At 70.0% G+C, this 24,140-nt stretch carries 22 protein-coding genes; 16 read left to right on the top strand and 6 right to left on the bottom strand.

Annotated features, from left to right (window positions below; translation table 11 throughout):
- Window positions 1–725 precede the first annotated feature (725 nt).
- The gene (locus ABZT49_RS22140; RefSeq protein WP_355289005.1) at window positions 726–1,250 is read left to right on the top strand and encodes a DUF1465 family protein; all 525 of its coding nucleotides are present in this window, start codon (window positions 726–728) and stop codon (window positions 1,248–1,250) included.
- A 103-nt stretch (window positions 1,251–1,353) separates the two neighbouring features.
- Here the strand turns inward: ABZT49_RS22140 and rpmE are convergent, their stop codons facing one another.
- Window positions 1,354–1,593 (bottom strand): 50S ribosomal protein L31, encoded by a 240-nt coding sequence (gene rpmE, locus ABZT49_RS22135; RefSeq protein WP_355289007.1) that lies wholly within the window; start codon window positions 1,591–1,593, stop codon window positions 1,354–1,356.
- Window positions 1,594–1,805: 212 nt separating this feature from the next.
- Between rpmE and ABZT49_RS22130 the strand changes: the two genes are divergently transcribed.
- From ABZT49_RS22130 to ABZT49_RS22110, 5 genes are all read left to right on the top strand, one after another.
- Window positions 1,806–3,611, top strand: coding sequence for an ABC transporter transmembrane domain-containing protein (locus ABZT49_RS22130; RefSeq protein WP_355289003.1), 1,806 nt, complete (start codon window positions 1,806–1,808; stop codon window positions 3,609–3,611).
- Between the two features lie 182 nt (window positions 3,612–3,793).
- Window positions 3,794–5,233 (top strand): circularly permuted type 2 ATP-grasp protein, encoded by a 1,440-nt coding sequence (locus ABZT49_RS22125; RefSeq protein WP_355289001.1) that lies wholly within the window; start codon window positions 3,794–3,796, stop codon window positions 5,231–5,233.
- A 96-nt stretch (window positions 5,234–5,329) separates the two neighbouring features.
- Window positions 5,330–6,274 (top strand): alpha-E domain-containing protein, encoded by a 945-nt coding sequence (locus ABZT49_RS22120; RefSeq protein WP_355288999.1) that lies wholly within the window; start codon window positions 5,330–5,332, stop codon window positions 6,272–6,274.
- Between the two features lie 91 nt (window positions 6,275–6,365).
- Window positions 6,366–7,253: a transglutaminase family protein gene (locus ABZT49_RS22115; protein WP_355288997.1), complete on the top strand. Its 888-nt coding sequence runs from the start codon at window positions 6,366–6,368 to the stop codon at window positions 7,251–7,253.
- A gap of 146 nt (window positions 7,254–7,399) precedes the next feature.
- Window positions 7,400–8,149 (top strand): peptidase, encoded by a 750-nt coding sequence (locus tag ABZT49_RS22110; RefSeq protein ID WP_355288995.1) that lies wholly within the window; start codon window positions 7,400–7,402, stop codon window positions 8,147–8,149.
- A gap of 126 nt (window positions 8,150–8,275) precedes the next feature.
- Here ABZT49_RS22110 and ABZT49_RS22105 read toward each other — a convergent pair whose 3' ends face one another.
- The 3 genes from ABZT49_RS22105 to ABZT49_RS22095 all read right to left on the bottom strand — a co-directional run bounded on the left by ABZT49_RS22105 (window position 8,276) and on the right by ABZT49_RS22095 (window position 11,577).
- Window positions 8,276–9,610, bottom strand: coding sequence for an MFS transporter (locus tag ABZT49_RS22105; RefSeq protein WP_355288993.1), 1,335 nt, complete (start codon window positions 9,608–9,610; stop codon window positions 8,276–8,278).
- 352 nt (window positions 9,611–9,962) lie between these two features.
- A complete protein-coding gene (locus ABZT49_RS22100) occupies window positions 9,963–10,712 on the bottom strand; it encodes an SDR family NAD(P)-dependent oxidoreductase (protein ID WP_355288991.1) in 750 nt (249 codons plus the stop codon).
- A gap of 4 nt (window positions 10,713–10,716) precedes the next feature.
- Window positions 10,717–11,577 carry an ureidoglycolate lyase gene (locus tag ABZT49_RS22095; protein WP_355288989.1) on the bottom strand — a complete coding sequence of 287 codons (861 nt, stop codon included), beginning with the start codon at window positions 11,575–11,577 and terminating at the stop codon, window positions 10,717–10,719.
- 172 nt (window positions 11,578–11,749) lie between these two features.
- Here ABZT49_RS22095 and ABZT49_RS22090 point away from each other — a divergent pair, with 172 nt between their 5' ends.
- Together ABZT49_RS22090 and ABZT49_RS22085 are read left to right on the top strand one after the other, a co-directional pair.
- The gene (locus ABZT49_RS22090) at window positions 11,750–12,526 is read left to right on the top strand and encodes an IclR family transcriptional regulator (protein ID WP_355288987.1); all 777 of its coding nucleotides are present in this window, start codon (window positions 11,750–11,752) and stop codon (window positions 12,524–12,526) included.
- A gap of 225 nt (window positions 12,527–12,751) precedes the next feature.
- A complete protein-coding gene (locus ABZT49_RS22085) occupies window positions 12,752–13,489 on the top strand; it encodes a Crp/Fnr family transcriptional regulator (RefSeq protein ID WP_355288985.1) in 738 nt (245 codons plus the stop codon).
- Between the two features lie 132 nt (window positions 13,490–13,621).
- On the opposite strand, the gene ABZT49_RS22080 is transcribed toward ABZT49_RS22085, so the two are convergent.
- Window positions 13,622–15,913, bottom strand: coding sequence for a lytic transglycosylase domain-containing protein (locus ABZT49_RS22080; RefSeq protein ID WP_355288983.1), 2,292 nt, complete (start codon window positions 15,911–15,913; stop codon window positions 13,622–13,624).
- 299 nt (window positions 15,914–16,212) lie between these two features.
- Here ABZT49_RS22080 and dapA point away from each other — a divergent pair, with 299 nt between their 5' ends.
- From dapA to ABZT49_RS22050, 6 genes are all read left to right on the top strand, one after another.
- Window positions 16,213–17,115 carry a 4-hydroxy-tetrahydrodipicolinate synthase gene (dapA, locus tag ABZT49_RS22075; RefSeq protein ID WP_355288981.1) on the top strand — a complete coding sequence of 301 codons (903 nt, stop codon included), beginning with the start codon at window positions 16,213–16,215 and terminating at the stop codon, window positions 17,113–17,115.
- A 69-nt stretch (window positions 17,116–17,184) separates the two neighbouring features.
- Window positions 17,185–17,658: an SsrA-binding protein SmpB gene (gene smpB, locus ABZT49_RS22070; protein ID WP_048428442.1), complete on the top strand. Its 474-nt coding sequence runs from the start codon at window positions 17,185–17,187 to the stop codon at window positions 17,656–17,658.
- An 85-nt stretch (window positions 17,659–17,743) separates the two neighbouring features.
- Window positions 17,744–17,926: a hypothetical protein gene (locus ABZT49_RS22065; protein WP_355288978.1), complete on the top strand. Its 183-nt coding sequence runs from the start codon at window positions 17,744–17,746 to the stop codon at window positions 17,924–17,926.
- 96 nt (window positions 17,927–18,022) lie between these two features.
- Entirely contained in the window at window positions 18,023–19,810 is a 1,788-nt protein-coding gene (locus ABZT49_RS22060) for an ABC transporter ATP-binding protein (RefSeq protein ID WP_355288976.1), read from the top strand.
- Entirely contained in the window at window positions 19,807–20,748 is a 942-nt protein-coding gene (locus ABZT49_RS22055; RefSeq protein ID WP_355288974.1) for a DMT family transporter, read from the top strand. Before ABZT49_RS22060 ends, ABZT49_RS22055 begins: the two co-directional genes overlap by 4 nt.
- A gap of 94 nt (window positions 20,749–20,842) precedes the next feature.
- On the top strand, window positions 20,843–21,373 hold the full coding sequence (locus tag ABZT49_RS22050) for a hypothetical protein (RefSeq protein WP_355288972.1): 531 nt from the start codon (window positions 20,843–20,845) through the stop codon (window positions 21,371–21,373).
- A 198-nt stretch (window positions 21,374–21,571) separates the two neighbouring features.
- On the opposite strand, the gene ABZT49_RS22045 is transcribed toward ABZT49_RS22050, so the two are convergent.
- Window positions 21,572–22,297 carry a fused DSP-PTPase phosphatase/NAD kinase-like protein gene (locus ABZT49_RS22045; RefSeq protein WP_355288970.1) on the bottom strand — a complete coding sequence of 242 codons (726 nt, stop codon included), beginning with the start codon at window positions 22,295–22,297 and terminating at the stop codon, window positions 21,572–21,574.
- 196 nt (window positions 22,298–22,493) lie between these two features.
- Here ABZT49_RS22045 and ABZT49_RS22040 point away from each other — a divergent pair, with 196 nt between their 5' ends.
- Complete coding sequence (locus ABZT49_RS22040; RefSeq protein ID WP_355288968.1) at window positions 22,494–23,000, top strand: GNAT family N-acetyltransferase; 507 nt, start codon at window positions 22,494–22,496, stop codon at window positions 22,998–23,000.
- Between the two features lie 241 nt (window positions 23,001–23,241).
- On the top strand, window positions 23,242–23,775 hold the full coding sequence (gene ppa / locus ABZT49_RS22035; RefSeq protein WP_355288966.1) for an inorganic diphosphatase: 534 nt from the start codon (window positions 23,242–23,244) through the stop codon (window positions 23,773–23,775).
- Window positions 23,776–24,140 lie beyond the last annotated feature (365 nt).

Here is a 24,140-nt window from a genome sequence, read left to right as displayed (position 1 = left end):
ATGCCTGGACGACGTAGAGGCGCGGATCTCCCCCTCTCCCCGTGGGCGGGAAACCAAATCGCGCGGGTTTTCCCCCTCCCCCTCTGCGGGGGAGGGTGCCCGGCGGAGCCGGGCGGGAGAGGGGCAGCGCGACGCTGCTCCAAGTGGCGCGCGCCATAAAGCGCGCGACTTCTCCGGAAGCGTCGCCCCCTCTCCCGGCCCCCTCCGCCGCAGAGGGGGGAGGGAAAAGGCATGCGCCATTTCTTTCCCCCGACAGCCCTGCGCCCGCGGGGAGAGGGAGAATTCCGCGCCTGCCCTTTACCCGGGCAGCCCCGCGTCGCCTGTCCCGATCACGCCGGTCCCACCGCCTTGCACCCCCACCGCTTTCACCACCCTCCTCCCTTCGCATTAACCATTTTTTAAGCCTTCCGGGTGATAACCAACGCAGTCCAGCTTTCTGGATGTCGAGTGGTCTCTGTCCACTCTGTTTGATGCCTCCCTGTACGACTCTTTCAGCCGCCCCCATGGGGCGGCTTTCTTTTTTCAGCGCTCCCAGCTGCGGTTCCGCAGAAATTCCCGCTTTCCCCGGGATCGTCCATCCCCCGCCGGCGTTGACGTTAAGGTTAACCAATCGTTGACGGCGCGCGGCCCGCCGAGTGGCGCTATCGTTGCGCCAGACAGCCCGAGCGCACCGTGAATGTCCCGTATCGAGGCGGGACCGGCGTCGCGGTGGCACAGGAGGGATCATGGGCGTGATGGACGTGATGTTTCGGGACGAGCAGCCCACCGTGCGGTTCGGCGAGACCTTCGTGGCTTCCGAGAGCTTCAAGATGCTGTTTCGCGAGGGCATGACCCTTGTCGAGGAGACGGCCGCCTATCTCGACGGTCCCGGCCGCGACGAATCGCGCCTGCTCGCCCGCCACGCCGCCCTGACCTATGCGAGCGAGAGCATGCGGCTCACCACCCGGCTGATGCAGATCGCCTCCTGGCTCCTCGTGCAGCGCGCCGTGTCCGAGGGCGAGTTGAGCCTGAGCGAGGCCGCCGAGGAGAAGACCCGGGTGCGCCTCTCGACCGCCGAGCCGAACGAGAGCGGCCCGGTCCTGATCGCCGAACTGCCGCTGTCGCTCCAGGCCCTGATCGCCCAATCGAAGCGGCTGCACGCCCGCATCATCCACCTCGATCGCCTGATCTCCGACGACCGCCCGACCCCAGAGCCGCGGGTGAGCCCAGTCTTCGCCCAGCACGACATGCTGCGCGTGGCCTTCGGCTGACAGGTGGGGGAGGGCGCGAGCCCTCCCGACCTTCCGGGCACGAAAAAAGCCCCGGCCTCGCGGCCGGGGCTTTTTTCGCGCGAAGCGTAAGAGGCCGCGACGCTTACTTCTTGCCGCCGAACGAGATGCCGGCGAAGCGCGAGTTGAAGCGGGACAGGCGGCCGCCGCGATCCAGCATCTTGTGCTCGCCGCCGGTCCAGGCCGGGTGCGTGCTCGGGTCGATGTCGAGGTTGAGGGTGTCGCCCTCCTTGCCGTAGGTCGACCGGGTCATGAACGAGCTGCCGTCGGTCAGCACCACCTTGATGAAGTGGTAGTCCGGATGCTCGGTCGCGGTGCGGGCCACCTTCGGGGTCGCGACCGACTTGCCGGCGGGGACCGCCTGCTTGGCGGCGGGGGCTGCTTGCTTTGCCATGACGAATTCCTAAGAGTGCGACCCGCGCCGAACGCTCCGCCTCGGGCCGCGGCCATTGATCGCGCGTAATCGGATGAGCGGCGGCCTATACCTCACCTCCGTGCGCCAAACAAGCGCCGTACCCGGACAGCACGACAGTTCAGATGGCACGTTCCGACACCGCCCGTCCCCGCGCGTCCCTGGGGGCGCTCAAGCCCCTCTTTCCCTTTGCGGCGCGCTACAAGGGCCGGATCGCCGCGGCGATCGTGGCGTTGATCGCGGCCTCGGGCGCGACACTGACGGTGCCGGTGGCGGTGCGCCGGGTGGTCGATCTCGGCTTCTCGCACGGCGAGGTCGGGATGATCGACGCCTATTTCGGCGGACTGATCGGGGTGGTGGCGGTGCTCGCGCTCGCCAGCGCCGCCCGCTACTACTGCGTCGTGACGCTTGGCGAGCGGGTGGTGGCGGATCTGCGCGCCGCGGTCTTCGCCCGCCTCACGACACTCGACCCCGCCTTCTTCGACCGATCGCGCAGCGGCGAGCTGGTCTCGCGCCTGACCGCCGACGCCGCGCAGGTGAAATCGGTCTTCGGGGTCTCGCTCTCGATCCTGTTGCGCAACCTGTTCCTGTTCGCCGGCGCGGTCGGCATGATGGTCTGGACCAGTCCCCGGCTCTCGGTGCTGGTGCTCGCCGCGATCCCGCTCATCGTCTTCCCGCTGATCCTGTCGGGCCGCGGCGTGCGCCGCCGCTCGCGCGCGGCGCAGGACCGGCTCGCCGACGCCTCGGCCTTCGCCACCGAGGCGGTGGGGGCGGTGCGCACCATGCAGGCCTTCGGCATGGCCCCGGCCACCGCCGCCCGCTTCGCGGCCGCCTCCGAGGAGGCGTTCCTGGCCTCCCGCGGCTCGGCCCGGGCGCGGGCGCTGCTCACGGGCGTCGCCATCTTCCTGATCTCGGCCAGCGTCGTCGGCGTGCTGTGGTACGGCGCGCAAGGGGTCGCGGCCGGGACGATCTCGGCCGGGCAATTGTCGCAATTCGTGCTCTACGCGGTGTTCGGTGCGAGCGCGCTCGGCCAGCTCTCCGAGGTCTACGGCGAGCTGACCCTGGCCGCCGGCGCCGCGGAGCGCTTAGGGGAAATCCTCGACACCGTGCCGGTCATCGCCGCACCGGACCGGCCCCGCGCCCTGCCGGTGCCGCCGCGCGGCGAGATCGCGTTCGAGCGGGTGCGCTTCCACTATCCCACCCGGCCCGAGCACGCGGCGCTGCACGAGCTCAGCTTCACGGTGGCGCCGGGCGAGCGCGTCGCCCTCGTCGGGCCCTCAGGCGCCGGCAAGAGCACGGTGCTGCAACTGCTTCTGCGCTTCTACGATCCGGAATCCGGCGAGGTCCGGATCGACGGCGTGCCGGTCGACGCGGTCGAGCCCGAGTCCTTACGCGCCCGCATGGCCCTGGTGCCGCAGGACCCGACCGTGTTCAGCGGCAGCATCCTCGACAACATCCGCTACGGCCGGCCGGAGGCGACCCAGGCCGAGGTGGAGCGCGCCGCCGCCCAGGCCTATGCCGACGGCTTCATCCGCGCCCTGCCGCAGGGCTACGCGACCCTCGTCGGCGAGCGCGGCGTGACCCTGTCGGGCGGCCAGCGCCAGCGCATCGCGATCGCCCGCGCGATCCTGAAGGACGCGCCGATCCTGCTCCTCGACGAGGCCACCTCCGCCCTCGACGCCGAGAGCGAGCGGGCGGTGCAGGCCGCCCTCGACGTGCTGATGAAGGGCCGCACCACCCTGGTCATCGCCCACCGGCTCGCCACCATCCGGGCGGCCGACCGCATCCTGGTGCTGGAGGACGGCCGCATCGCCGAGCAGGGCAGCCACGACGCGCTGCTCGCCCGCGGCGGCCTCTACGCCCAGCTGGCGGCGTTGCAGTTCGGCGCCGGGGTGGAGGCCGCGGGCGAGCGGCAGGTGGCGGAGGCGTGACGCCACCCCGTCCATCGGCCGTGTTGCCGCAAATTTGAGCAGAAGCGCGCCGATCCCGGTGCGTCCCGCACCACGGTCCCTGACCTTGCGCGAGGAATGGGGGTTACGGCCTTCGCAGGACGCATTTCCTTTGCCTTGGCCCCCGTCTTGCGTCTAGCTTCGGCGCAAACAGAGGGACGCCCATGCCGCTCAGCGCGTTCGACGAGATGACGGGTACTCAGGAGAGCGGACTGAGCCCGGCCGCGGTGCGCGAGGCGTACGCGGCGCTCAAGACCTGGCTCGACAGTACTCCGCCCGAGCATTTCGACACGCGGCGCAGCCAAGCCGAATTGTTCTTCCGCCGGATCGGGATCACCTTCGCGGTCTACGGCGACAACGAATCGACCGAGCGGCTGATCCCGTTCGACATCATCCCGCGGGTGCTGACCAAGCCCGAATGGGGCTTCCTGGAGCGCGGCCTCAAGCAGCGCGTCACCGCCCTCAACATGTTCCTGGCCGACATCTACGGCCCGCAGGAATGCATCAAGGCCGGGATCATCCCGGGCGACCTCGTCTACCGCAACCCGCATTACCGGCTCGAGATGCGGGACTTCAAGGTCCCGCACGGCAAGTACGTCCACATCGCCGGCATCGACATCGTGCGCACCGGCGAGGACCAGTTCTTCGTGCTGGAGGACAATGCCCGCACGCCGTCCGGGGTCTCCTACATGCTGGAGAACCGCGAGGTGATGCTGCGGCTCTTCCCCGAGCTCTTTTCCAAGCACCGGGTCTCCCCGGTCGAGGCCTATCCGGACGCCCTGCTCGCGACCCTGCGCAGCCTCGCGCCGATGAGCGCGGCGCGCGATCCGACGGTGGTGCTGCTGACCCCGGGCCGCTTCAACTCGGCCTTCTACGAGCACTCCTTCCTGGCCGACAAGCTCGGCGTCGACCTCGTCGAGGCCTCCGACCTCTTCACCAAGGACGACGTGGTCTACATGCGGACCACCGAGGGGCCGCGGCGCGTCGACGTGATCTACCGACGCATCGACGACGACTTCCTCGATCCCCTGGTGTTCCGGCCCGATTCGGTGCTCGGCGTGCCGGGGCTGATGAGCGCCTACCAGAGCGGCAGCGTCACGCTCGCCAACGCCGTCGGCACCGGCATCGCCGACGACAAGGCGGTCTACAGCTACATGCCGGAGATCGTGCGCTTCTTCACCGGCGAGGAGCCGATCCTGCACAACGTGCCGACCTGGCGCTGCCGCGAGAAGGACGCGCTGAACCACGTGCTGGCCAACCTCGGCGACCTCGTGGTCAAGGAGGTCAACGGCTCGGGCGGCTACGGCATGCTGGTCGGCCCCCACGCCACCAAGCGCGAGATCGAGGAGTTCGGGCGCAAGCTGCGCCACGCGCCGGACGGCTTCATCGCCCAGCCGACGCTCGCGCTCTCGACCTGCCCGACCTTCGTCGCCTCCGGCGTCGCGCCGCGCCACGTCGATCTCCGGCCCTTCGTGCTCGCCGGCGCCGACGAGATCCGGATCGTGCCGGGCGGGCTGACCCGCGTGGCGCTGAAGGAGGGGTCGCTCGTGGTCAATTCGAGCCAGGGCGGCGGCACCAAGGACACCTGGGTGCTCGACGGCTGATCGCCGCTGCGGCACCCCCGCCTCCCGAGAGAGTCAGCCGGGCCGTCCGGCCCGGTTTTCGCCCGCACTGCCCCACAGCGTGAGCCTCCTTCCGCCATGCTCTCCCGCACCGCCGACAACCTGTACTGGCTCTCGCGCTACGCCGAGCGCGCCGACTTCGTCGCCCGCATCCTCGACGCGGCCCTGCGCCTCTCCGCCCTGCCGGCGAATTACGGCGGCAGCGACACCAACGAGTGGGAATCGGCGCTGGCCTCGGCCGGCAACATCGAGCTGTTCCGCCCGCTCTACGACAGCGTCAACGAGCACACCGTCCGCGACTTCCTGGCCTTCAGCCCCAACAACCCGTCCTCGATCCGCTCCTGCCTGCAGACCGCCCGGGAGAACGCCCGCTCCGTGCGCACGGCGCTGACGAGCGAGATGTGGGAGGCGATCAACGAGGCCTTCCTGCACCTGCGCAGCTTCGAGGGCCGGGACATGACCCGGGAGGAATTCGCCCGCTTCCTCGACTGGGTGAAGGGCGTGTCGCTGGCCTTCGACGGCTCGGCCTACCGCACGATGCTGCGCAACGACGCCTACTGGTTCACCCGCCTCGGCGTCGCCCTGGAGCGCGCCGACAACACCGCCCGCATCCTCGACGTGAAGTACCACGTGCTCTTGCCCGAAACCGAGCGGGTCGGCGGCAGCCTCGACTACTTCCAGTGGACCACGATCCTGCGCGAGGTCTCGGCGCTCACCGCCTATCACTGGGTCTACCGCGAGAGCATCAAGCCCTGGCTGGTCGCCGACCTCTTGATCCTCAACCGCGAGATGCCGCGCTCGCTCGCCAATTGCTACGAGATGCTGGTCAACAACCTCGACCGCATCGCCGATTCCTATGGCCGCCGGGGCCCGAGCCAGCGCCTCGCCCGCGGCATGCTGGCGAAGCTCGATGACGTCACGGTGGAGGAGATCTTCGCCTCCGGGCTGCACGAATTCATCCAGGAGTTCATCGCCGAGAACAACCGCCTCGGGGCGGCGGTGGTCGAGCAGTATCTGGGCTGAGGGGAGTTAGCCACTCTCCCAAGGTTTCGCCCAGCCGCGGGACGGTGTACGACCGCCCCGCTTTCAGCGTGACAGCGAGCATCGCGACACCATGCGCATCCGCGTCGTCCACGAGACGGTTTACCAGTACGACAGCCCGGCCCGGGGCCTGATCCAGATGCTGCGGCTGACGCCGCGCGACCATGACGGCCAGCACGTGCGCGCCTGGCGCATCGAGCCGACGGTGGATGGGCGGCTCAGCCGGCGCGAGGACGGCTTCGGCAACATCGTCCACGTCTTCAGCGCCGACTGCCCGGAGGAGACCCTGACCATCCGGGCCACCGGCGAGATCGAGACGGCTGAGACCCACGGGGTGATGCGCGGCATCTCCGAGTGGCTGCCGGACCCGTTCTACCTGCGCGAATCGCGCTTCGCCGTCGCCGACGAGGCGATCCGGACCTTCGCCGACGAGGCGGTGGGCGCTGCGACCAACCGGCTCGACCAGCTGCACCGCCTGCTCGCGGCCGTCCACCAGAGCGTCGACTACGCCCCCGGCCCGACCGGCGCCGCCACCACGGCGGCGGAGGCTTTCGCCCTGCGCAAGGGGGTGGGGCAGGACCTCGCCCACGTCTTCATCGCGGCGGCGCGCCACCTCGAGATCCCGGTGCGCTACGTCTCGGGCTATTGTTGGCGGCCCGACGTGGCGGAGCAGGAAGCCGGCCACGCCTGGGTCGAGGCGAGGGTGGCGGATCTCGGCTGGGTCGGGTTCGATCCCGCCCACGGCATCGCCGTCACCGAGGCGCATCTGCGGGTGGCGATCGGCCTCGACTACCTCGACGCCGCCCCGGTCCGCGGCAGCCGCACCGGCGGCGGCACAGAGACCATGACGGTGCGGGTCAGGGTCGACGACGCCCGGGCGCAGACGCAAGAGCACCAGGCCAAGGCCCAGCAGGCGCAAGCGCCGCAGCCTGCGCAGAACCAGGTGCAGGCGCAAGGCTAGCGAACGGCCCTGTGGCCCCGCCGCGCCAGGCGGCGGCCACCTCACCTCGGGGCAGCGGAATAGGCTGGATTAAGGCCACGGCCTGCGCCAGGGTGGCGCCGCGCGCGGTGACGGACCGTTCGCTTGAGATCGCCGGGGGGCGAGCGATGACCTATTGCGTCGGGATCCTGGTGGAAGAGGGTCTCGTCATGATCGCCGACACCCGCACGAATGCGGGGCTCGACGACATCTCGACCTACCGCAAGCTCCACATGTTCACGAAGCCCGGCGAACGGGTGCTGGCGCTCGCCTCGGCCGGCAATCTCTCGGTGACCCAGTCGGTGCTCTCGCTCCTGACCGAGGGCGTCGAGGACCCCGATACCGGCAAGCCGGAGACGATCTACGACGCGCCGACGATGTTCCGCGCCGCCCAGCTCATCGGCCGGGCGATCCGCAAGGTGCGGACGATCGAGCGCGCCGGCTTCGAGGCGGCGCAGCTACGCTTCGAGGTGTCGTTCCTGTTCGGCGGCCAGATCGGCGACGGGCCGATGCGGCTCTACATGATCTATTCCGCCGGCAACTTCATCGCCTGCAGCCAGGACGCGCCGTTCCTGCAGATCGGCGAGCACAAATACGGCAAGCCGATCCTCGACCGCGCGGTGACCTTCCGCACCGACATCTACGACGCCCTGAAGGTCGGCCTGGTCTCGATGGACTCGACCATGCGCTCGAATCTCGGCGTCGGCCTGCCGATCGACCTCACGGTGATCCGCCGCAACACCTGCGACACCGAGGTGCTGCATCGGATCGAGGCCGGCGAGCCCTATTTCCACGACCTGCGCGAGCGCTGGTCGGCGGCCCTGCGGGCGGCCCACCGAGCGATCCCGCGGCCGCCCTACGGGCCGGGGGCGAAGTAGGGCGGACTCGAACTCTCGCCTGCGACCTCGCCCTGACACCGTGGACGGAACGAGCCCCCCAGCGCTTGGTAAAACCAGCGCTGGGGGGAATGCCGCGCGGGCCTTCGAGACCCGCGCGGCGTCGCGTTAGGCCGCCGGCTCGCGCCGCACCCGCACGGCGAGGCACAGGAAGGCGGCGATCACCGGCCCGGCCGCCAGGGCGAGGAGGGCGGGGGTGAAGCTCTGCGTCGCGTCGCGGATCCACCCAACCAGGTAGGGCCCGCCGAAGCCGGCGATCTGGGCGAGCCCGTTGATCATCGCGAGGCCCCCGGCCGCCGCCGCGCCGGTGAGGAACTGGGTCGGCAGGGCCCAGAACACGCCGAGCAGGGCCCAGACCCCGAAGGCGGCGGCGCAGAGGAGGAGCAGGCTGAGGAGCGGCGTCGGCGCCACGGCGCTGGCGGCCAGGAACAGGCCGCCGATCAGCGCCGAGAGCGCGGTGTGGAACTTGCGCTCGCCGGTCCGGTCCGAGGAGCGCGCCACCACCACGAGCCCGATCGCCGCGAAGACGAACGGGATCGCGGTGACGAAGCCGGTCTGCAGATCGGAGAGGCCGCCGATGCTGCGCACGATCTGTGGCAGCCACAGCACCACGCCGTACACCGCCACGGCGTTGAACATGTAGACGAGGGTGAGCAGCCAGACGCGGTAATCGCGGAAGATGGTGCGGAACTCGTGCGAGCCGACGCTCTCGACCTGGCGGTTCTCCTCGGCGAGGGTGCGGACCAGCCAGGCGCGCTCTTCCGGATCGAGCCAGCGCCCGTCCTCGGGCCGGTCGACGAGGTAGAAGAACGTCACGACGCCGAGGATCACCGCGGGGGCGGCCTCGAGGATGAACAGCCACTGCCAGGCGGCCAGCCCGAACCAGGTCGGGTTGCTGGCGAGGATCCAGCCGGAGAGCGGCGCGCCGATCACGCTCGAGAGCACCGTCGCGGTCATGAAGCCGGCCGTCGCCTTGGCGCGGTCGCGGGCCGGGTACCAGTAGGTGAGGTAGAGCAGGATCCCGGGCACGAAGCCGGCCTCGGCCAGCCCGAGCAGGAAGCGCATGGCGTAGAAGCTCCACTCGCCCTGCACGAAGGCCATGCCGCCGGAGACGAGGCCCCAGCTCACCATGATCCGGGCGATCCAGCGCCGGGGGCCGACCCGGTGCATGATCATGTTGCTCGGCACCTCGAACAGGATGTAGCCGAGGAAGAAGATGCCGGCGCCGAACCCGTAGGCGGTGGCCGACAGCCCGAGATCCTTGTTCATGTGAAGCGCCGCGAAGCCGACGTTCACCCGGTCGAGGTAGTTGATGATGAACAGGACGAAGCAATAGAGCACGATGCGCGGCCGGAGCTTGGCGAGCACGCGCCGGCGCAGGTCGGGGTCGCGGCTCGCCGCCGCGGAGACATCCGCGACGGCGGCCATGGAGGCGGTGTTCATGGTGTCCTCTCGATGAAAAGCCGGACGGCGCGGGGGGCGGGCCGGCGACTGCCCTGCGGAGTGGGTACCGAAGCAGAAGGCAGATTCCGGATCATGCGCCTGGGAGCTCAGTCGACTCGCTCGACGGAATTGGCTCCCTCCATCGTCATTCCGGGGCCGCGAAAGCGGAGCCCGGAATCCAGATGCGCAGGTGATGCAAGAAGAAGCGGGATGCTGGCCGTCTTGTCTTCGTCCACCTGAGTTTATGGATCCCGGGCTCCGCTGCGCGGCCCCGGGATGACCCTGAGCGGTGGAAACGTCATCGCTGAAGATATCGGCCGAAGATTTTGGCCGACACCACGGCGACGAAAGCTCAGTACGTCGCCCGGCCCCCCGACACGTCGAACACCGCGCCGGTCGAGAACGACGCTTCCTCGCTCGCCAGGAAGCAGATCAGCGACGTCACCTCGTCGATCGCCCCGAAGCGGCCGATCGGGATCTTCGACAGCATGAAGTCGATGTGCTGTTGCGTCATCTGGTCGAAGATCGCGGTGCGCACCGCCGCAGGCGTGATGCAGTTCACCCGGATCTCGGACTTCGCCAGTTCCTTGCCGAGCGACTTCGTCAGCCCGATCACCCCGGCCTTGGAGGCGGAGTAAGCCGAGGCGTTGGGGTTGCCCTCCTTGCCGGCGATCGACGCGACGTTGACGATGCGGCCATAGCCGCCCGCCTCCATCGCCGGCACCGCGGCGCGGTTGCAGTAGAACAGGCCGTTCAGGTTGACGTCGATCACCCGCTGCCAGGCATCGACGGGATAGTCGCGGAGCGTGGTGTTCGGCCCGGTGATGCCGGCGCTGCACACCAGCACGTCGAGGCGGCCGCCCAGAGCCGCCAGGGTCTCGCGCATCGCGCTCTCGACCGCAGCGGCGTCCGCGATGTCGAGGGCCCTCGTGTCGGCGGCGCCGGTCTCGGCCTTGGCCTTCGCCAGCGCCTCTGCGTTCAGGTCCCAGATGGCGACCGTGGCGCCCTCGGCCTTCAGCCGCGCGGCGACCGCGAGGCCGATGCCGGCGGCGCCGCCGGTGACGAGGGCCGTGCGGCCCTCGAAGCGGTTCGGGAAGGTCATGCTCTCACGCCTCCCGGCGCTGCCAGGCGGTCACGTCCTGGCGCTGCTCGCCGAGCTTCTCGATGCCGAGCGTCATCACGTCCCCGGCCTTCAGGAAGACCGGCTCGGGCTTCATCCCCATGCCGACGCCGGGGGGCGTGCCGGTGGTGATGACGTCGCCGGGCATCAGGGTCATGAAGCGGCTGACGTAAGCGACGATCTGCGCGCAGGTGAAGATCATCGTCCGGGTGTTGCCGGTCTGCATGCGGCGGCCGTTCAGGTCGAGCCACATGTCGAGGTTCTGCGGATCGCCGACCTCGTCCGAGGTGACGAGCCAGGGGCCGACCGGCCCGAAGGTGTCGCAGCCCTTGCCCTTGTCCCAGGTGCCGCCGCGCTCGATCTGGTACTCGCGCTCCGAGACGTCGTTGACGAGGCAGTAACCGGCCACGTAGTCGAGCGCCTGCGCCTCCTCGACGTAAGCGGCGCGGCGGCCGATGACGATGCCGAGCTCGACCTCCCAGTCGCTCTTCACCGAGTCCTTCGGCAGCATCACCGGGTCGTACGGGCCCGAGAGCGAGCTGATCGCCTTGGTGAAGACAATCGGCTCCTTCGGCACCGGCAGGTTCGACTCGGCGGCGTGGTCGGCGAAGTTGAGCCCGATGGCGATGAACTTGCCCACATTGGCCACCGGCGTGCCGAGGCGCGGCGCGCCCTCGACCACGGGCAGGCTGCCGGCATCGATCGCCGCGAGGCGGGCCAGCGCCTCGGGGGCCAGGGCCTTGGGGCCGAGATCGGGCAGGTGGGCGGAGAGGTCGCGGATGCGGCCCTCCGCGTCGAGCAGGCCGGGCTTCTCCTGCCCCGCGGGGCCGTAGCGCAGCAACTTCATCGGATCGAACCTCCTTGGAATCCGGGCGCACCCCTCACGGCGCGCAAGCCTGTGGGCGCGGGGCAGGGCGGGACGGAGGTGTTCACTGCGGTTTCCTCCGGCACGGCCCTGGCGCCACGCCACTTGATCCCATATATTGGGATCTTGTTTTTGTATGTGGGACGATACGCCGATGCGATCGAAGCCGTCAACCGCGGAGGTGAGCGCAGCGCCGGGGAGCCAGACCCTCCTGCGCGGCCTCGCCATCCTGGAGGCGGTGGCGGGGGGCGCGCGGGACCTCGCCGCCCTGTCGGCCGCGCTCGGCACCACCCGCAGCACCACCCACCGCCTCGCCGCGGCCCTGGTCGAGCAGCGCTACCTCACCTTCGCGCCGCGGGAGGGCTACGCCCTCGGCCCGAAGCTCGTCGAACTGGGGTTTCGCGCCCAGCAGGAGGCGCCGGTGACCCGGGTGGCCCGGCCTCATCTCGAGCGCCTCTCGGCGGAATGCGGCGACACCATCCATCTCGGCGTGCTGGAGGGCGACTGGGCGCTCTACCTCGACAAGCTGCCGGGGCGCCGGCGCATCGAGATCAGCTCCCGGGTCGGCGAGCGCCAGCCGGTCTGGTCGACCGGCCTCGGCAAGGCGCTGATCCTCGATCTCGACGAGGCGCGCTGGCGGAGTTTCCACCGCCTCGGTGCGGCGCGGGGCGGCCACAGCCCGGACCTGGAGACCTGGCTCGCGCGGATGCGGACCTACGCGGCCCAGGGCATCGCCTACGACCGCGAGGAGAACGAGCCCGAGGTGCGCTGCGTCGCCGGCCCGATTCGCGACGCGAGCGGGGCGATCGTCGCGGCGTTCAGCGTCACGAGCACGGTGCAGTACATGGACGAGGCGCGGATGGAGGCGCTGGCCGGGACGGTCCGGACGGTCGCCGGCGCGATCAGCCGGGATCTCGGCTGGGCGGGATAGCTCCGCGCATCCCGAGGGCGGCACGGCTCAACCGGTCCCTTCCCGCAAGGGAGACGGGCAGAGGCGACGGGATGAGCGTCAGGTCAGGCGGATGGAACCCGACGTCGCACCGATCCGGTGTCAGACGTCGGCCGGGCGCTTTACTGGATCGCGACAGACGCTAACTTCCCGCCGGGACATGACGGGAAACTCGCGCTGCCGAGCCGCGGGCCGGGGGGGTGCACGATGAATCCGCTGATCCGGAAGCTCGAACGGTTCACGCGCCTGAGCGACGCGGACAAGCGCCTGCTGCAGCAGGCCGCGAGCGCCCGGATCGTCAACTACGACTCGCGTCAGGACATCATCGCCGAAGGCGAGGAGCCGAACGACGTCAACCTCATCCTCGGCGGCTGGGTCTGCCGCTACAAGCAACTCGCCGATGGCGGCCGCCAGATCATGTCGTTCCTGCTCCCGGGCGACCTCTGCGACCTCAACATCTTCCTCCTGCGCCGCATGGACCACGCCCTCGGCACCCTCACACCAGTGGCGGTGGCCAAGATCTCACGCGACCTGCTCGAGGAGATGCTGAACGCCGATCCGCGGCTGACCCGGGCCCTATGGTGGGAGGTGCTGGTGACGGCCGCGATCCACCGCGAATGGCTGGTCAATATCGGCCGGCGCACGGCGTTGGAGCGCGTCGCCCACCTGCTCTGCGAGGTCTACGTGCGCCAGCAGGCGGTCGGGCGGGTGCGGGACGGACGGTGCGAGCTGCCCATCACCCAGGTCGAGCTCGCTGACGCGCTCGGCCTCTCGGCCGTGCACGTCAACCGCACCTTGCGCGAGCTGCGCCTGTCCGGCCTGATCGACTGGCGCGACAAGCAGCTCGGCATCCCGGACCTCGACGCCCTGACGGCGGTCGCCCGGTTCGATCCGGATTACCTGCACCTCGATTACGAAGGGGAGCGGTTCGACGCGGGGTGCTAGAGCACCTCACGATCGCGTTGCAATCGTGAAGTGCTCTAAGTAATTGTTTTGCCGCATTTTCTTCGACGAACCGGTCTCCACTTCGTCGGACAATGCTCTGGCTTTGTCGCCCGCGATGCCCCGAGCGGGAGGTCACCGCATCCCGCGCTTGAGATCGTCCGCGATGAGCAGCGCGCTGCGCCCGTCCCCGGCCTCGGCCAAGCGGTTGCGGTAGACCTGCAGGTTCTCGGTCACCCGCTGGACGTAGTTGCGGGTCTCGGTGAAGGGGATGCGCTCGACCCAGTCGACCGGGTCGACGCCCGGGTTGCGGGGATCGCCGTAGGCATCGATCCACTTCTTCACGTTGCCGCCGCCGGCATTGTAGGCGGCGAAGGCGAGGATGTAGGAGCCGCGCCAATCCTCCATCAGTTCGCCGAGATGGGCCTGGCCGAGGCGGGCATTGTAGGCCGGGTCGCTGGTCAGGCGGTCGGTGTCGAAGGCGGCGCTGACCCGGCGGGCGGTGCGTTGCGCCGTGGCCGGCATCATCTGCATCAGGCCGCGGGCCCCGACGCTCGACTGCGCCCGGGGATCGAACTGGCTCTCCTGCCGGGCGATGGCGAACACCATCGCGCGCTCGACCTGCGGCACGGCGGCCGAGGCCTCGTAGGACGGGATGCCGTTGGTCGGGTAGGCGTGCCGGTCGAGCGGCAGGCCGCGCTGCACCGCGGTCTTGCCGATCGCCACCAGCGCCCGGGGATCGTTGAGCGACATCGCGACGTCGCCCAGCGCGTTGAGCTCGGCCGGCTCGGTCAGACGCTGGGCGAAGTCCATGTAGAGCGGCAGCATCAGCTCCTTCAGGCCGGCGGCGGCCAGCAGGCGCAGGGCCCGCACGGCGTTGCGGTTCTCGAAGGCGGTGCGGGCGGCCTCGTCGAGGGTGCTGCACGGGCGAAGGGCCAGGGACGACTGGCCGAGCTTCGCCCGGGCGAGCTGGCCGTAATAGGCGATCGGCTGGGCGCTCGCGCGCTCGTAGAAGGTCCGGGCCTCGACCGACTGGCCCGAGGCCTCCGCGGCGCGGCCCTGCCAGTAGGCGGCGCGCGCCACGGAGATCGGCGTCTCGGCGATCGCCGCGGCGGCGGCGAAATGCGTCGCCGCGACGGGAGCGTCGTGGAGGAAGCGCAGCGCGATCCAGCCGGCGTGGAACTCGGCCTCGATGCGCTTCTCGATCGAGCGGGCGCTGTTGCCCGCCGCGACCGCGTAGGCGGCCTTGGCGTCGCCGGCATCGAGGAGCTTGCGGGCGACGATGCGGCGCTCGATCCACCATTCGTCGGGATCGGCCAAAACCTCGGGGTTGCGCGGCGCCTGCGCCATCACGGCGGCGGCCTCCGCCGGCCGGTCGAGGCGGCGCAGGTACTGGGCGCGGGAATAAAGGTAGGAGGAATCCTGGCGCAGGCTCGGGGGCACCGCGTCGAGGGCGGATGCCGCATTCGCGGCCTTCGCCTCGACGGCGCGGCGGGCGCGCACCAGGGTGCCGTAGGCCTTGCCGGCGTAGGAGGCGGCGCGGCCGGCGGTGTCCCAGTCCTCCCGCATCAGCGCCCGCTCCATGCGGTAGCGATGGTCGACCTCGCCGATCAGCCCCGGGAAGGAGTCGAGGACCCTCAACTCCAGGGTGCGGCCGAAATTGTCCTCGCGCCACATGTCGCGCACCAGCCCGGCGGCGTCCTCGTTCAGCCCGTCGGCCTTGAAGGCGAGCGCCAGGGCGAACTTGCCCGGCGCGCTCTGCGGCCGGCGCGCGGCGAAGTAGGACCGCACCAGGGATGGGGACTTGCGCTGCGAGAGCAGGGCCTCCTCGGCGCGCCGACGCAAAACGGCGCCGACCGGCCAGTCCGGGTTGTCGCGGATGAACGCCACCGTGCGCTCGAAGCCGATGCCGGCCCCGGCGCGGATCGCCGCCCAGTCGAGGAGCGCGCGGGCAGCCGGGTCCTTGAGCCCGTCGCGGATCCGGTCACCCTCGCTCACCTGGCCGCGCCGGTATGCCTCGACCGCGCTGCGCAGGGCCGGGCCGTCGACCTCGATGCCGAGCACCGGCCGGCCCGGATCGGGCACGCTCGGCACCGGGGCAGGGGGGTTGATCGCCGCGTCCGGGGCGGGGAAGGGGATCGGCACCTCCGGATCGGCGGCCGCGAAGGCCGCGGCCGTCGCGGGCAGCCGCTCCGCCGCCGCGCCCGTGCGCAGGCCGTCCTCGTCGACCCGCTCGACCGCGCGGGCAGTGGGCGCCGGCAGGGTCGCCGCGGGCAAGGACGTTCCAGGAAGGGCCGCCGCGGAGGCCGGCGCATCCGGCGGGGCCGTCACGGTCGAGCCGCCGAGCGCCGATAGCGAGGTCAGCGCGGCGCCGGACACCGTGAGGGCGAGGACCGCGAGGCGGCGCCGTCGAGGCGAGAGCAGCATGGTTCCCGTTCCCCTGGAGAGCTCGAAAGACCGGACGCCCATCGTGCGAGCGTCGCGTTAAGAAGCGATTAACCCTGACGCCCGGACGTGCCGGAACGCGATGATGGACTGGGGCGTTGGCGCCCGATGCAGCGGGCGCCGGAGTGTTTGCGCCGAGGCGCCGAAGGCCCTATGTGTCGGACGCCGGACGGCCGAGTTGTTGGTTCCCAATGCTGGATCCCACTCATGCTCCGCATGCGGACCGGCCTCCCAACCAGAGATCCCGGGGGCGTCGCCCCGACCGGGCGAGGAACGCCACCATGACGTCGACGCAGACTTCGCAGCGCCTGAGGGGCTCGCTCACCGCCCTGGTGACGCCCTTTCGCGATGGCGCCTTCGACGAGCACGCCTTCCGGGCCTTCGTGGCCTGGCAGATCGAGAACGGCACCCACGGCCTGGTGCCCACCGGCACCACCGGCGAGAGCCCGACGCTGAGCCACGCCGAGCACGACCGGGTGGTCGAGGCCTGCATCGACGAGGCCGCCGGCAAGGTGCCGGTGGTGGCCGGCGCCGGCTCGAACTCCACCGCGGAGGCGATCGAGCGGTCCCGTCATGCGGAGAAGGCCGGGGCGGACGCGCTGCTCATCGTCACGCCCTACTACAACAAGCCGACCCAGGAAGGGCTGTACCAGCACTTCAAGGCGGTGAACGATGCGGTCGGCATTCCCATCCTGATCTACAACATTCCCGGTCGCTCGGTGATCGACATGAGCGTCGACACCATGGCCCGGCTCTTCGAGCTGCCGAACATCGCCGGGGTGAAGGACGCCACCGCCAACGTCGCCCGGGTCAGCCTGCAACGCCAAGCCATGGGCGAAGACTTCGTCCAACTTTCTGGCGAAGATGCGACCGCCTTGGGATTCATGGCGCATGGCGGCCACGGCACGATCTCGGTGACCTCGAACGTCGCGCCGCGCCTCTGCGCCGACTTCCAAAAGGCCTGCCTGTCGGGCGATTACCGCACGGCGCTCCAACTCCAGGACCGGCTGATGCCGCTCCACACCCACCTCTTCGCCGAGACCAACCCGTCGCCGACGAAGTATGCGCTCGCTAAGCTAGGCCTGATGCGCGAGGACGTCCGCCTGCCGATGGTGCCGGTGGGCGAGGGGACGCGCGGCCTCGTCGACGGGGCGCTTCGCCATGCCGGCCTCACCAACGGCTGAGCCGCGCCTTATATGAGGGCGGGAGCCTGCCGGCTCCCGCTGCCCGCTCCCGAGGACGTCCGCCGCCCGATGGCCAAGAAACCCGAGCCGAAGAACCGCGTTGTCGCCGACAACCGGAAGGCCCGCTTCAACTACGAGATCACCGACACGGTCGAGGCGGGCATCGCGCTGACGGGCACCGAGGTGAAGTCCCTGCGCGGCGGCAAGGCGACGATCGGCGAGGCCTTCGCCGGGCCGTCGGGCAACGACCTCCTGCTGTTCAACGCCTACATCCCCGAATACCTCGAGGCTAACCGCTTCAACCACGACACCAAGCGGCCGCGCCGCCTGCTGCTGCACCGCCGCCAGATCGACAAGTTCATCGGCGCGACCCAGCGCGAGGGCTACACGGTGGTGCCGCTGAAGATCTACTTCAACGAGCGCGGCCGAGCGAAGGTCGAGCTGGGCTTAGGCCGCGGCAAGAAGCTCCACGACAAGCGCGAGACCGCCAAGGAGCGCGACTGGCAGCGCGACAAGGCGCGGCTGATGCGCGACAAGGGCTGACCCTTGTCGGGGCACAACACGCCGCACTGACAGTACTTCACCGCCCCCCTACCTTCCGTCGGCATAGGCCCGCGCGGAGGCGCCGATGTTCGTCGAGGGAGGATGGCGTCCGTCCTGGGAGCCGCCGCCGCGCCCGCCCCGGCCCAGGCTGACGGGGCGCCAAGAGCGGGTGCTAGTCTGGATCATCGTCGTCAACGTGCTGTTGTGGTTCCTCGCCCCGATCGGCGGTGCGACCGTGATCCACGCGGCGTTGGCGATGATGCATTAGGCGCGCCGCCGCAGCCCAGCCGCGCGCTGCCCCGAATTGCCGCTCCCCGACCACCGTGCTAGCGCGGCGTCCGATTCCACGGACGAAGCGAGCATCATGGCGCGGCGCCCCCTCCTCTCCGGCGACATGCTGCCGCTGCTCACCCGGCTGTGGCGCGACTGGCTACGGCCGCATGCCGGCACGCTGGCGATCGTGCTGGTGCTGATCGCGGTGATCGGCGCCGCCACCGGCTTCTACCCGACCCTGATCAAAGCCGCCTTCGACGCCTTCGACGCCAAGGATGCCGGGGCGCTCGCCTACGGCCCGGTGCTGGTGATCGCCGTCACCGCGGTGCGGGGCTTCGCGCTGCTCGGCCAGACGGTGCTGACCAACCGGGTCGTCACCCGGATCGAGGCCGACATGCAGGCGGCGCTCTACGGCCACATGATCGAGCAGGACCTGGCCCAGCTCGGCCGCGAGAGCCCGGCGAGCCTGACGCAGCGCTTCACCACCGACTTCGCCTTCATCAAGGAGGCGCTGACGCGGATCTCCACCGTGCTCCTGCGCGACGTGGCGATGCTCGTGGCTTTGGTCTGCGCGATGGTGTGGATGGATCCCTGGCTGACCCTCGTCGCCGGGGTCACGGTGCCGTTCGTCGCCGGGCCGATCGCCCGGATCGGCAAGAAGCTGCGCCGGGTTTCGACCTCGACCCAGGAACAGGTCGGCGTCACCGCGAGCCTGATCAGCGAGAGCCTGGCCGGCGTGCGCGTCGCCAAGACCTACGGCCTCGAGGGCTACCTCAAGGGTCGCACCCGCGACGCCCTCGACGAGGTGCGCCGCCTGAAGATGAAGGCCGCCAATGCCCGCGGCCGGCTCGATCCGCTGCTCGAGGTCGGCGGCGGGCTCGCGGTCGCGGGCGTGCTCGCCTTCATCGGCCACCGCATCCTCTCGGGCGAGAAGACGGTGGGGGACTTCACCGGCTACGTCGCGGCGCTCCTGCTCGCCGCCCAGCCGGCCCGCGCCCTCGGCAACCTCAACGCCATCCTGCAGGAGGCGCTCGCCGCCCTGTCGCGCACCTTCGCGCTGATGGACGAGGCGCCGACGATCCGGGAGAAGCCCGGCGCGCCGGCCCTGCACGTCGCCGGCGGCGAGATCCGGTTCGAGGGCGTGCGCTTCCGCTACCGCGACGACGCGCCGGCGCTGGAGGGCATCGACCTGACCGTGCCGGCCGGCCGCACCACGGCCCTCGTCGGGCGCTCGGGGTCCGGCAAGTCGACGCTGCTCTCCCTGGTGCCGCGGCTCTACGACGTCACGGAGGGCCGGGTCGCGATCGACGGGCAGGACGTGCGCGACGTGACGCTGGCCTCGCTCCGCCGCGCGGTCGCGGTGGTGTCTCAGGACGTGGTGCTGTTCGACGACACCATCGCGCAGAACATTGCCTTCGGCCGCGAGGGCGCGAGCCGGGACGAGATCGAGGCGGCGGCGCGGGACGCGGCGGCGCACGGCTTCATCACCGCCAGGGCGGAAGGCTACGACTTCCGGGTCGGGCCCGCCGGCAACCGGCTGTCGGGCGGCGAGCGCCAGCGCATCGCGCTTGCTCGCGCCTTCCTGCGCGACGCGCCGATCCTGCTCCTCGACGAAGCGACCTCGGCGCTGGACGCCGAATCCGAGCAAGCGGTCCAGGCGGCCCTGACCCGGCTGATGCAGGGCCGGACCACGCTCGTCATCGCCCACCGCCTGTCGACGGTGCGCGACGCCGACCTGATCGTCGCGATGGAGGGCGGCCGGATCGCCGAGACCGGCAGCCACGCCGCGCTCATCGCCCGCGGCGGCACCTATGCCCGGCTGCATCGGCTCCAGCTCGCCGACGACCGGGAGCCCGCGTCCGCGGCGCAGGCGTCGTGAGGCCCGACATTCCGGGCGAGAGTTCGGGCAAGATCTCGGGCAAGATCTCGGGAACGACCTCGACCGACGCGCCGTCCGGCCGCCGGCTCGCCGAGGGCGTTGCCTTCGCGTTGCTGGCCATCAGCCTGTGGGGCGGCTGGTTCGTCATCACCCGCCGGACGGTGGGGGCAGGGGGCGTGCTCGGGCCCGCCGACCTCGTGGCTCTGCGCTTCGGCATCGGCGGATGCCTGCTGCTGCCGGTGCTGCTGCTGCGCCTACGCGGTCTCGACCGGCGGGCGCTCGTCGACGGAGCGTTCCTGTACGTGGCGCAGGGCGCGCCCTTCGCGCTCCTGATCTCGATCGCCCTGCGCTATGCTCCCGCCGGCCATGGCGCGGCACTGACACCCGGGACGATGCCGCTCTTTGCCGCTCTCCTCGGCGCTCTGATGCTCGGCGACCGGCCAGGGCGCCTCGCGCTCGCCGGCCTCGGGCTGATCGCCGCCGGAGCGCTCACCCTGGCGGGCGGCTTTCGCGATGCCGACGAGCTGTTCGGCTACGGCCTGCTCCTCACCGCCGCCTTCCTGTGGGCCGCCGGCACGGTGCGGATGCGCCGCTCGCGCCTCACGGCCCTGGAGGCGACGGCGCTGATCTGCGTCGGCTCGCTCGTCACCTACATCCCGCTCTACCTCGCCTCCGGGCTCTCGCGCCTCATGGAGGCACCGGCGGAGGAGGTGGCGATCCAGGCGGTCTACCAGGGCGTGATGGTGAGCGTAGTGGCACTCATCGCCTTCAACCGCTCGCTGGCGCTGATCGGACGGCGCACCCCGGCCTTCACCGCCCTGGTGCCGGTGATCGCGACCCTGCTGGCGATCCCGGTCCTCGGCGAGGTGCCGGACCCGCTCCATGTCGGGGCCATCCTGGCGATCGGGGCGGGGGTGCTGCTGACGACGCGGGGGTGACGGTGCTTCGCGGAGATATGAAGCGCCCTTCGAACTCGATCGCAACCCTGCCTGGTTGCGCAGCGCCGTCCGTTCGCAATTCCAGGAATGGGCGATGGCGTACTTCAATCATACCATCGACGGCGTCACCCTCGATCTCGCCCATCTGAACCCGCGCAGATTAACTTTGTTTGTCCAGAAACTGGCGCGTGAACTGGCAATCGATGTCCGTTTCTCGAACCACTGCTTCACATGCAAGTTTGAAGCGGGCCGCCACGCGACAACGCATCTGATTATGGATCACAAGCAACAACGCGCCTACGATGCGGAGCGGCACGAGCTGTCACATCGACTGCCGGAGATGGTGGATGCGCTTCCGACTGCCTCGGTCTACCTGACGCCGACCGATCGCAACTACGTATACATCGCCAACGTCACCACAACAGACGGACGGCAATATCCGATGTATTTTAGTTTGCGGCGCGGATCTCCCGGGCATTTGTCTCATTTGTTCCTGGTGGTCGAGAGCGCCTATCCTGTGGCCGAACGTCGGCACGTACTCGCCGGCACCACAAAAATCAGCTTTCCTGTCCTGTGCGCGAAGATCTATCGGGGCGAGCCCGTCCGGCCGCGAGCTCGCCGTTAGACGTGAAAAACCCCGCATCTCGCGTAGAGTGCGGGGTTATCACTCGCCGAAACACTTGGGTATCTCGCGTTGCGCGTGGACCGATCACGGTTGCCCATGTCCGGCGGCCTGGGGCTGTTGCGGCGAGCCGCTCAGGCGATCAGTCCCCAGTGCACCCAAGATGCAGATCGAATCAAAAAATTCAAGCCTCGCACGGCCTCACTCCCGCCGCAGCAGCCGGTCCACCAGCAGGTCCGACCACAGCCCGGCACGGAAGTCGCGCTTGAGCGCCTCCGGATCGTAGACATGCTCGACCCAGTCGAGGAAGCTCAGGCCCTTCGGCTCGCCCTCGGTGAGGTAGCGCTCGAAGAACGCGTCGAGGATGCCGGTCTTGGCGAAGCGGAAATGGCCGAACTTCGCCGAGAGCTGGCGCGCCGCCTCGCGCACCGGCCGGCCCTCGTGCAGGATCAGGTAGAGGGCGGCGGCGAGGCCCGCCCGGTCGGCGCCGGACTTGCAGTGCAGCACCGCCGGATAGGCGAGGCCGGCGAAGAAGTCCTTGGCGGCCAGCAGCGTCGCCTTGTCGGGCGCCTCGCGCGAGCGCATCACGAACTCGACGAGCTGCAGCCCCTCGCGCTCGCAGGCCTCGCGCTGGAGCTGCCAGGAGCCGTGCTCGCGCCCGCCGCGGAGCGAGATGATCGTGCGCACGCCCTGGCGCCGGAACCAGGCGAGGTCGTGCGGCGCCGGCTGGGCCGAGCGCCAGACCATCCCGCGCCCGATCCGATGCCGGTTGAGATAGGCGAGCCGGATCACGCCGTGATCGATCAGCAGCATGTTGGCCCAGGCGCGCAGGCGTCCGCCCGGGCCAGCGATCGGCTTCTCCCAGCGGGCGATGCGGGCCATGCGGCGGGCGTAGCGGGTGTCGGGCGGAAGGAAGCGGTTGAGCACGAAGGGGCGGGCGCCTGGCTTTAGGAGAAAAGACGCGATTCGCGTGAAGCGCAGCGTGCCGCTCTATCAGCCGCGTGGCCCGGCCGCAACGACGCCGCCGCAGATGAGCCGGAGCACAAGCCTGGCATTGCGCTTGCGACGCCTCCCCCGCATCGTAGGGACGCGATCCGTCGGCTAACAATCGAGGGGGAAGGCCGTGAGCACTCAGGTCGTCAGCATTCGCCGGGCCCGGGACCAGGATGCCGGGATGCTGTCGGAGATCTTCGACGCCGCCTGGCGCGAGGCCTATCAGGGCATCATCCCGGGCGTCGCCCTCGACCGGATGCTGGCCCGGCGCGGGCCGCGCTGGTGGCGCTCCACCATCGGCCGCAACCGGCCGCTGGTGGTGTTGGAGCTGGGCGAGAGCGTCATCGGCTACGTGTCCTACGGCCGCTGCCGCGACCGGGGACTGAGGGCCGAGGGCGAGATCGACGAGATCTACCTCGCGCCGACCTACCAGGGCCTCGGCTACGGCACCCGGCTGTTCCGGGCGGTGCGCAACGACCTCGCCGACCGGGACGTGCGCCGGGTCGCGGTGTGGTCGCTCACGGAGAACGACCGGGCGCGGGACTTCTACGAGCGGATGGGCGGGCGCGTGGTGGCCGAGGCGACCGACCGCATCGCCGGCGCCGACCTGCACAAGGTCGCCTACCTGTTCGGCTGACCGGTGGGGCTGCGGCGGCCGTCTGCCTCGCGCGTGATCGCAAGCGCGGTCATCTGCCCAATCCGTGGTCATCCGCAGCAACGGCCCCGGAGGCGGCGGTCATCGCCCCCGGCCCGGCCGCACCGGAACTTGTCCTCGACTGTGACAGCCGCCGTTGCGTCGCGGCGCTTGTGCGGGCGCCCGCGGGCCTCTAAGGACCGCGCCATTCAGGGGCATTCGAGCCCTTGCAGGGAGTTTGCTCATGCGCCTCGATGCCATCTCCATCGGCAAGAACCCGCCCGAAGACGTCAACGTCGTCATCGAGGTTCCGGTCGGCGGCGAGCCGATCAAGTACGAGATGGACAAGGATGCCGGGACGCTGATCGTCGACCGGTTCCTCTACACCGCGATGCATTATCCGGGGAACTACGGCTTCATTCCCCACACCCTGTCGGGCGACGGCGACCCGTGCGACGTGCTCGTCGCCAACACCCGGGCGATCGTCCCCGGCGCCGTGATGAGCGTGCGCCCGGTCGGCGTGCTGGTGATGGAGGACAATGCCGGCGAGGACGAGAAGATCATCGCCGTCCCGTCGCGCAACCTGACCAAGCGCTACGACCGGATCGAGAACTACACCGACCTGCCCGACATCACGATCCACCAGATCCAGCACTTCTTCGAGCACTACAAGGATCTCGAGCCTGGCAAGTGGGTCAAGATCGTGCGCTGGGGCGACAAGGCCGAGGCGCAGCGCCTGATCCTCGAAGGCATCGAGCGGGCCAAGAAGGCGAAGTGAGGGACGGGCGCCCGCCCTTTCCCATCTGAAGACTAGAGCATTTTCCGACGAAGTGGTCACCGGTTCGTCGAATAAAATGCGGCACAATCAAAGACCTAGAGAGCTTCGCGATTGCAACGCGATCGTGAAGTGCTCTAGGACGCAAACCCTCCCCCTTCTGCGGGGCAGCGCGACGCTGATCCAGGTGGCGCCCGTCGAACGGTTCAGTCACGTCCGGGAGCGGCGTCCCCTCTCCCGCCCTGCTTCGCAGGGCACCCTCCCCCGCAGAGGGCAGGGCGATTGCATACGAGTAGATCTCGGATTGCGATGATGTGCTCGAACGGGTTTGATCGGACCGTCCCCCCAGGAGGGTCCGATCATGGTCG

The organism is Methylobacterium sp. EM32 (assembly GCF_040593685.1).
Classification (GTDB): Bacteria; Pseudomonadota; Alphaproteobacteria; order Rhizobiales; family Beijerinckiaceae; genus Methylobacterium.
Note: the sequence above shows the minus strand (reverse complement) of the source record. Positions and strands in the feature narration are given on the sequence as shown.

What these genes read in the sequence shown, in the direction of transcription:
- ABZT49_RS22140 (WP_355289005.1), top strand. Translation starts at nt 726, where the DNA reads ATGGGCGTGATGGACGTGATGTTTCGGGACGAGCAGCCCACCGTGCGG.
- ABZT49_RS22130 (WP_355289003.1), top strand. Translation starts at nt 1,806, where the DNA reads ATGGCACGTTCCGACACCGCCCGTCCCCGCGCGTCCCTGGGGGCGCTC.
- ABZT49_RS22125 (WP_355289001.1), top strand. Translation starts at nt 3,794, where the DNA reads ATGCCGCTCAGCGCGTTCGACGAGATGACGGGTACTCAGGAGAGCGGA.
- ABZT49_RS22120 (WP_355288999.1), top strand. Translation starts at nt 5,330, where the DNA reads ATGCTCTCCCGCACCGCCGACAACCTGTACTGGCTCTCGCGCTACGCC.
- ABZT49_RS22115 (WP_355288997.1), top strand. Translation starts at nt 6,366, where the DNA reads ATGCGCATCCGCGTCGTCCACGAGACGGTTTACCAGTACGACAGCCCG.
- ABZT49_RS22110 (WP_355288995.1), top strand. Translation starts at nt 7,400, where the DNA reads ATGACCTATTGCGTCGGGATCCTGGTGGAAGAGGGTCTCGTCATGATC.
- ABZT49_RS22105 (WP_355288993.1), bottom strand. Translation starts at nt 9,610, where the DNA reads ATGAACACCGCCTCCATGGCCGCCGTCGCGGATGTCTCCGCGGCGGCG.
- ABZT49_RS22100 (WP_355288991.1), bottom strand. Translation starts at nt 10,712, where the DNA reads ATGACCTTCCCGAACCGCTTCGAGGGCCGCACGGCCCTCGTCACCGGC.
- ABZT49_RS22095 (WP_355288989.1), bottom strand. Translation starts at nt 11,577, where the DNA reads ATGAAGTTGCTGCGCTACGGCCCCGCGGGGCAGGAGAAGCCCGGCCTG.
- ABZT49_RS22090 (WP_355288987.1), top strand. Translation starts at nt 11,750, where the DNA reads ATGCGATCGAAGCCGTCAACCGCGGAGGTGAGCGCAGCGCCGGGGAGC.
- ABZT49_RS22085 (WP_355288985.1), top strand. Translation starts at nt 12,752, where the DNA reads ATGAATCCGCTGATCCGGAAGCTCGAACGGTTCACGCGCCTGAGCGAC.
- ABZT49_RS22080 (WP_355288983.1), bottom strand. Translation starts at nt 15,913, where the DNA reads ATGCTGCTCTCGCCTCGACGGCGCCGCCTCGCGGTCCTCGCCCTCACG.
- dapA (WP_355288981.1), top strand. Translation starts at nt 16,213, where the DNA reads ATGACGTCGACGCAGACTTCGCAGCGCCTGAGGGGCTCGCTCACCGCC.
- smpB (WP_048428442.1), top strand. Translation starts at nt 17,185, where the DNA reads ATGGCCAAGAAACCCGAGCCGAAGAACCGCGTTGTCGCCGACAACCGG.
- ABZT49_RS22065 (WP_355288978.1), top strand. Translation starts at nt 17,744, where the DNA reads ATGTTCGTCGAGGGAGGATGGCGTCCGTCCTGGGAGCCGCCGCCGCGC.
- ABZT49_RS22060 (WP_355288976.1), top strand. Translation starts at nt 18,023, where the DNA reads ATGGCGCGGCGCCCCCTCCTCTCCGGCGACATGCTGCCGCTGCTCACC.
- ABZT49_RS22050 (WP_355288972.1), top strand. Translation starts at nt 20,843, where the DNA reads ATGGCGTACTTCAATCATACCATCGACGGCGTCACCCTCGATCTCGCC.
- ppa (WP_355288966.1), top strand. Translation starts at nt 23,242, where the DNA reads ATGCGCCTCGATGCCATCTCCATCGGCAAGAACCCGCCCGAAGACGTC.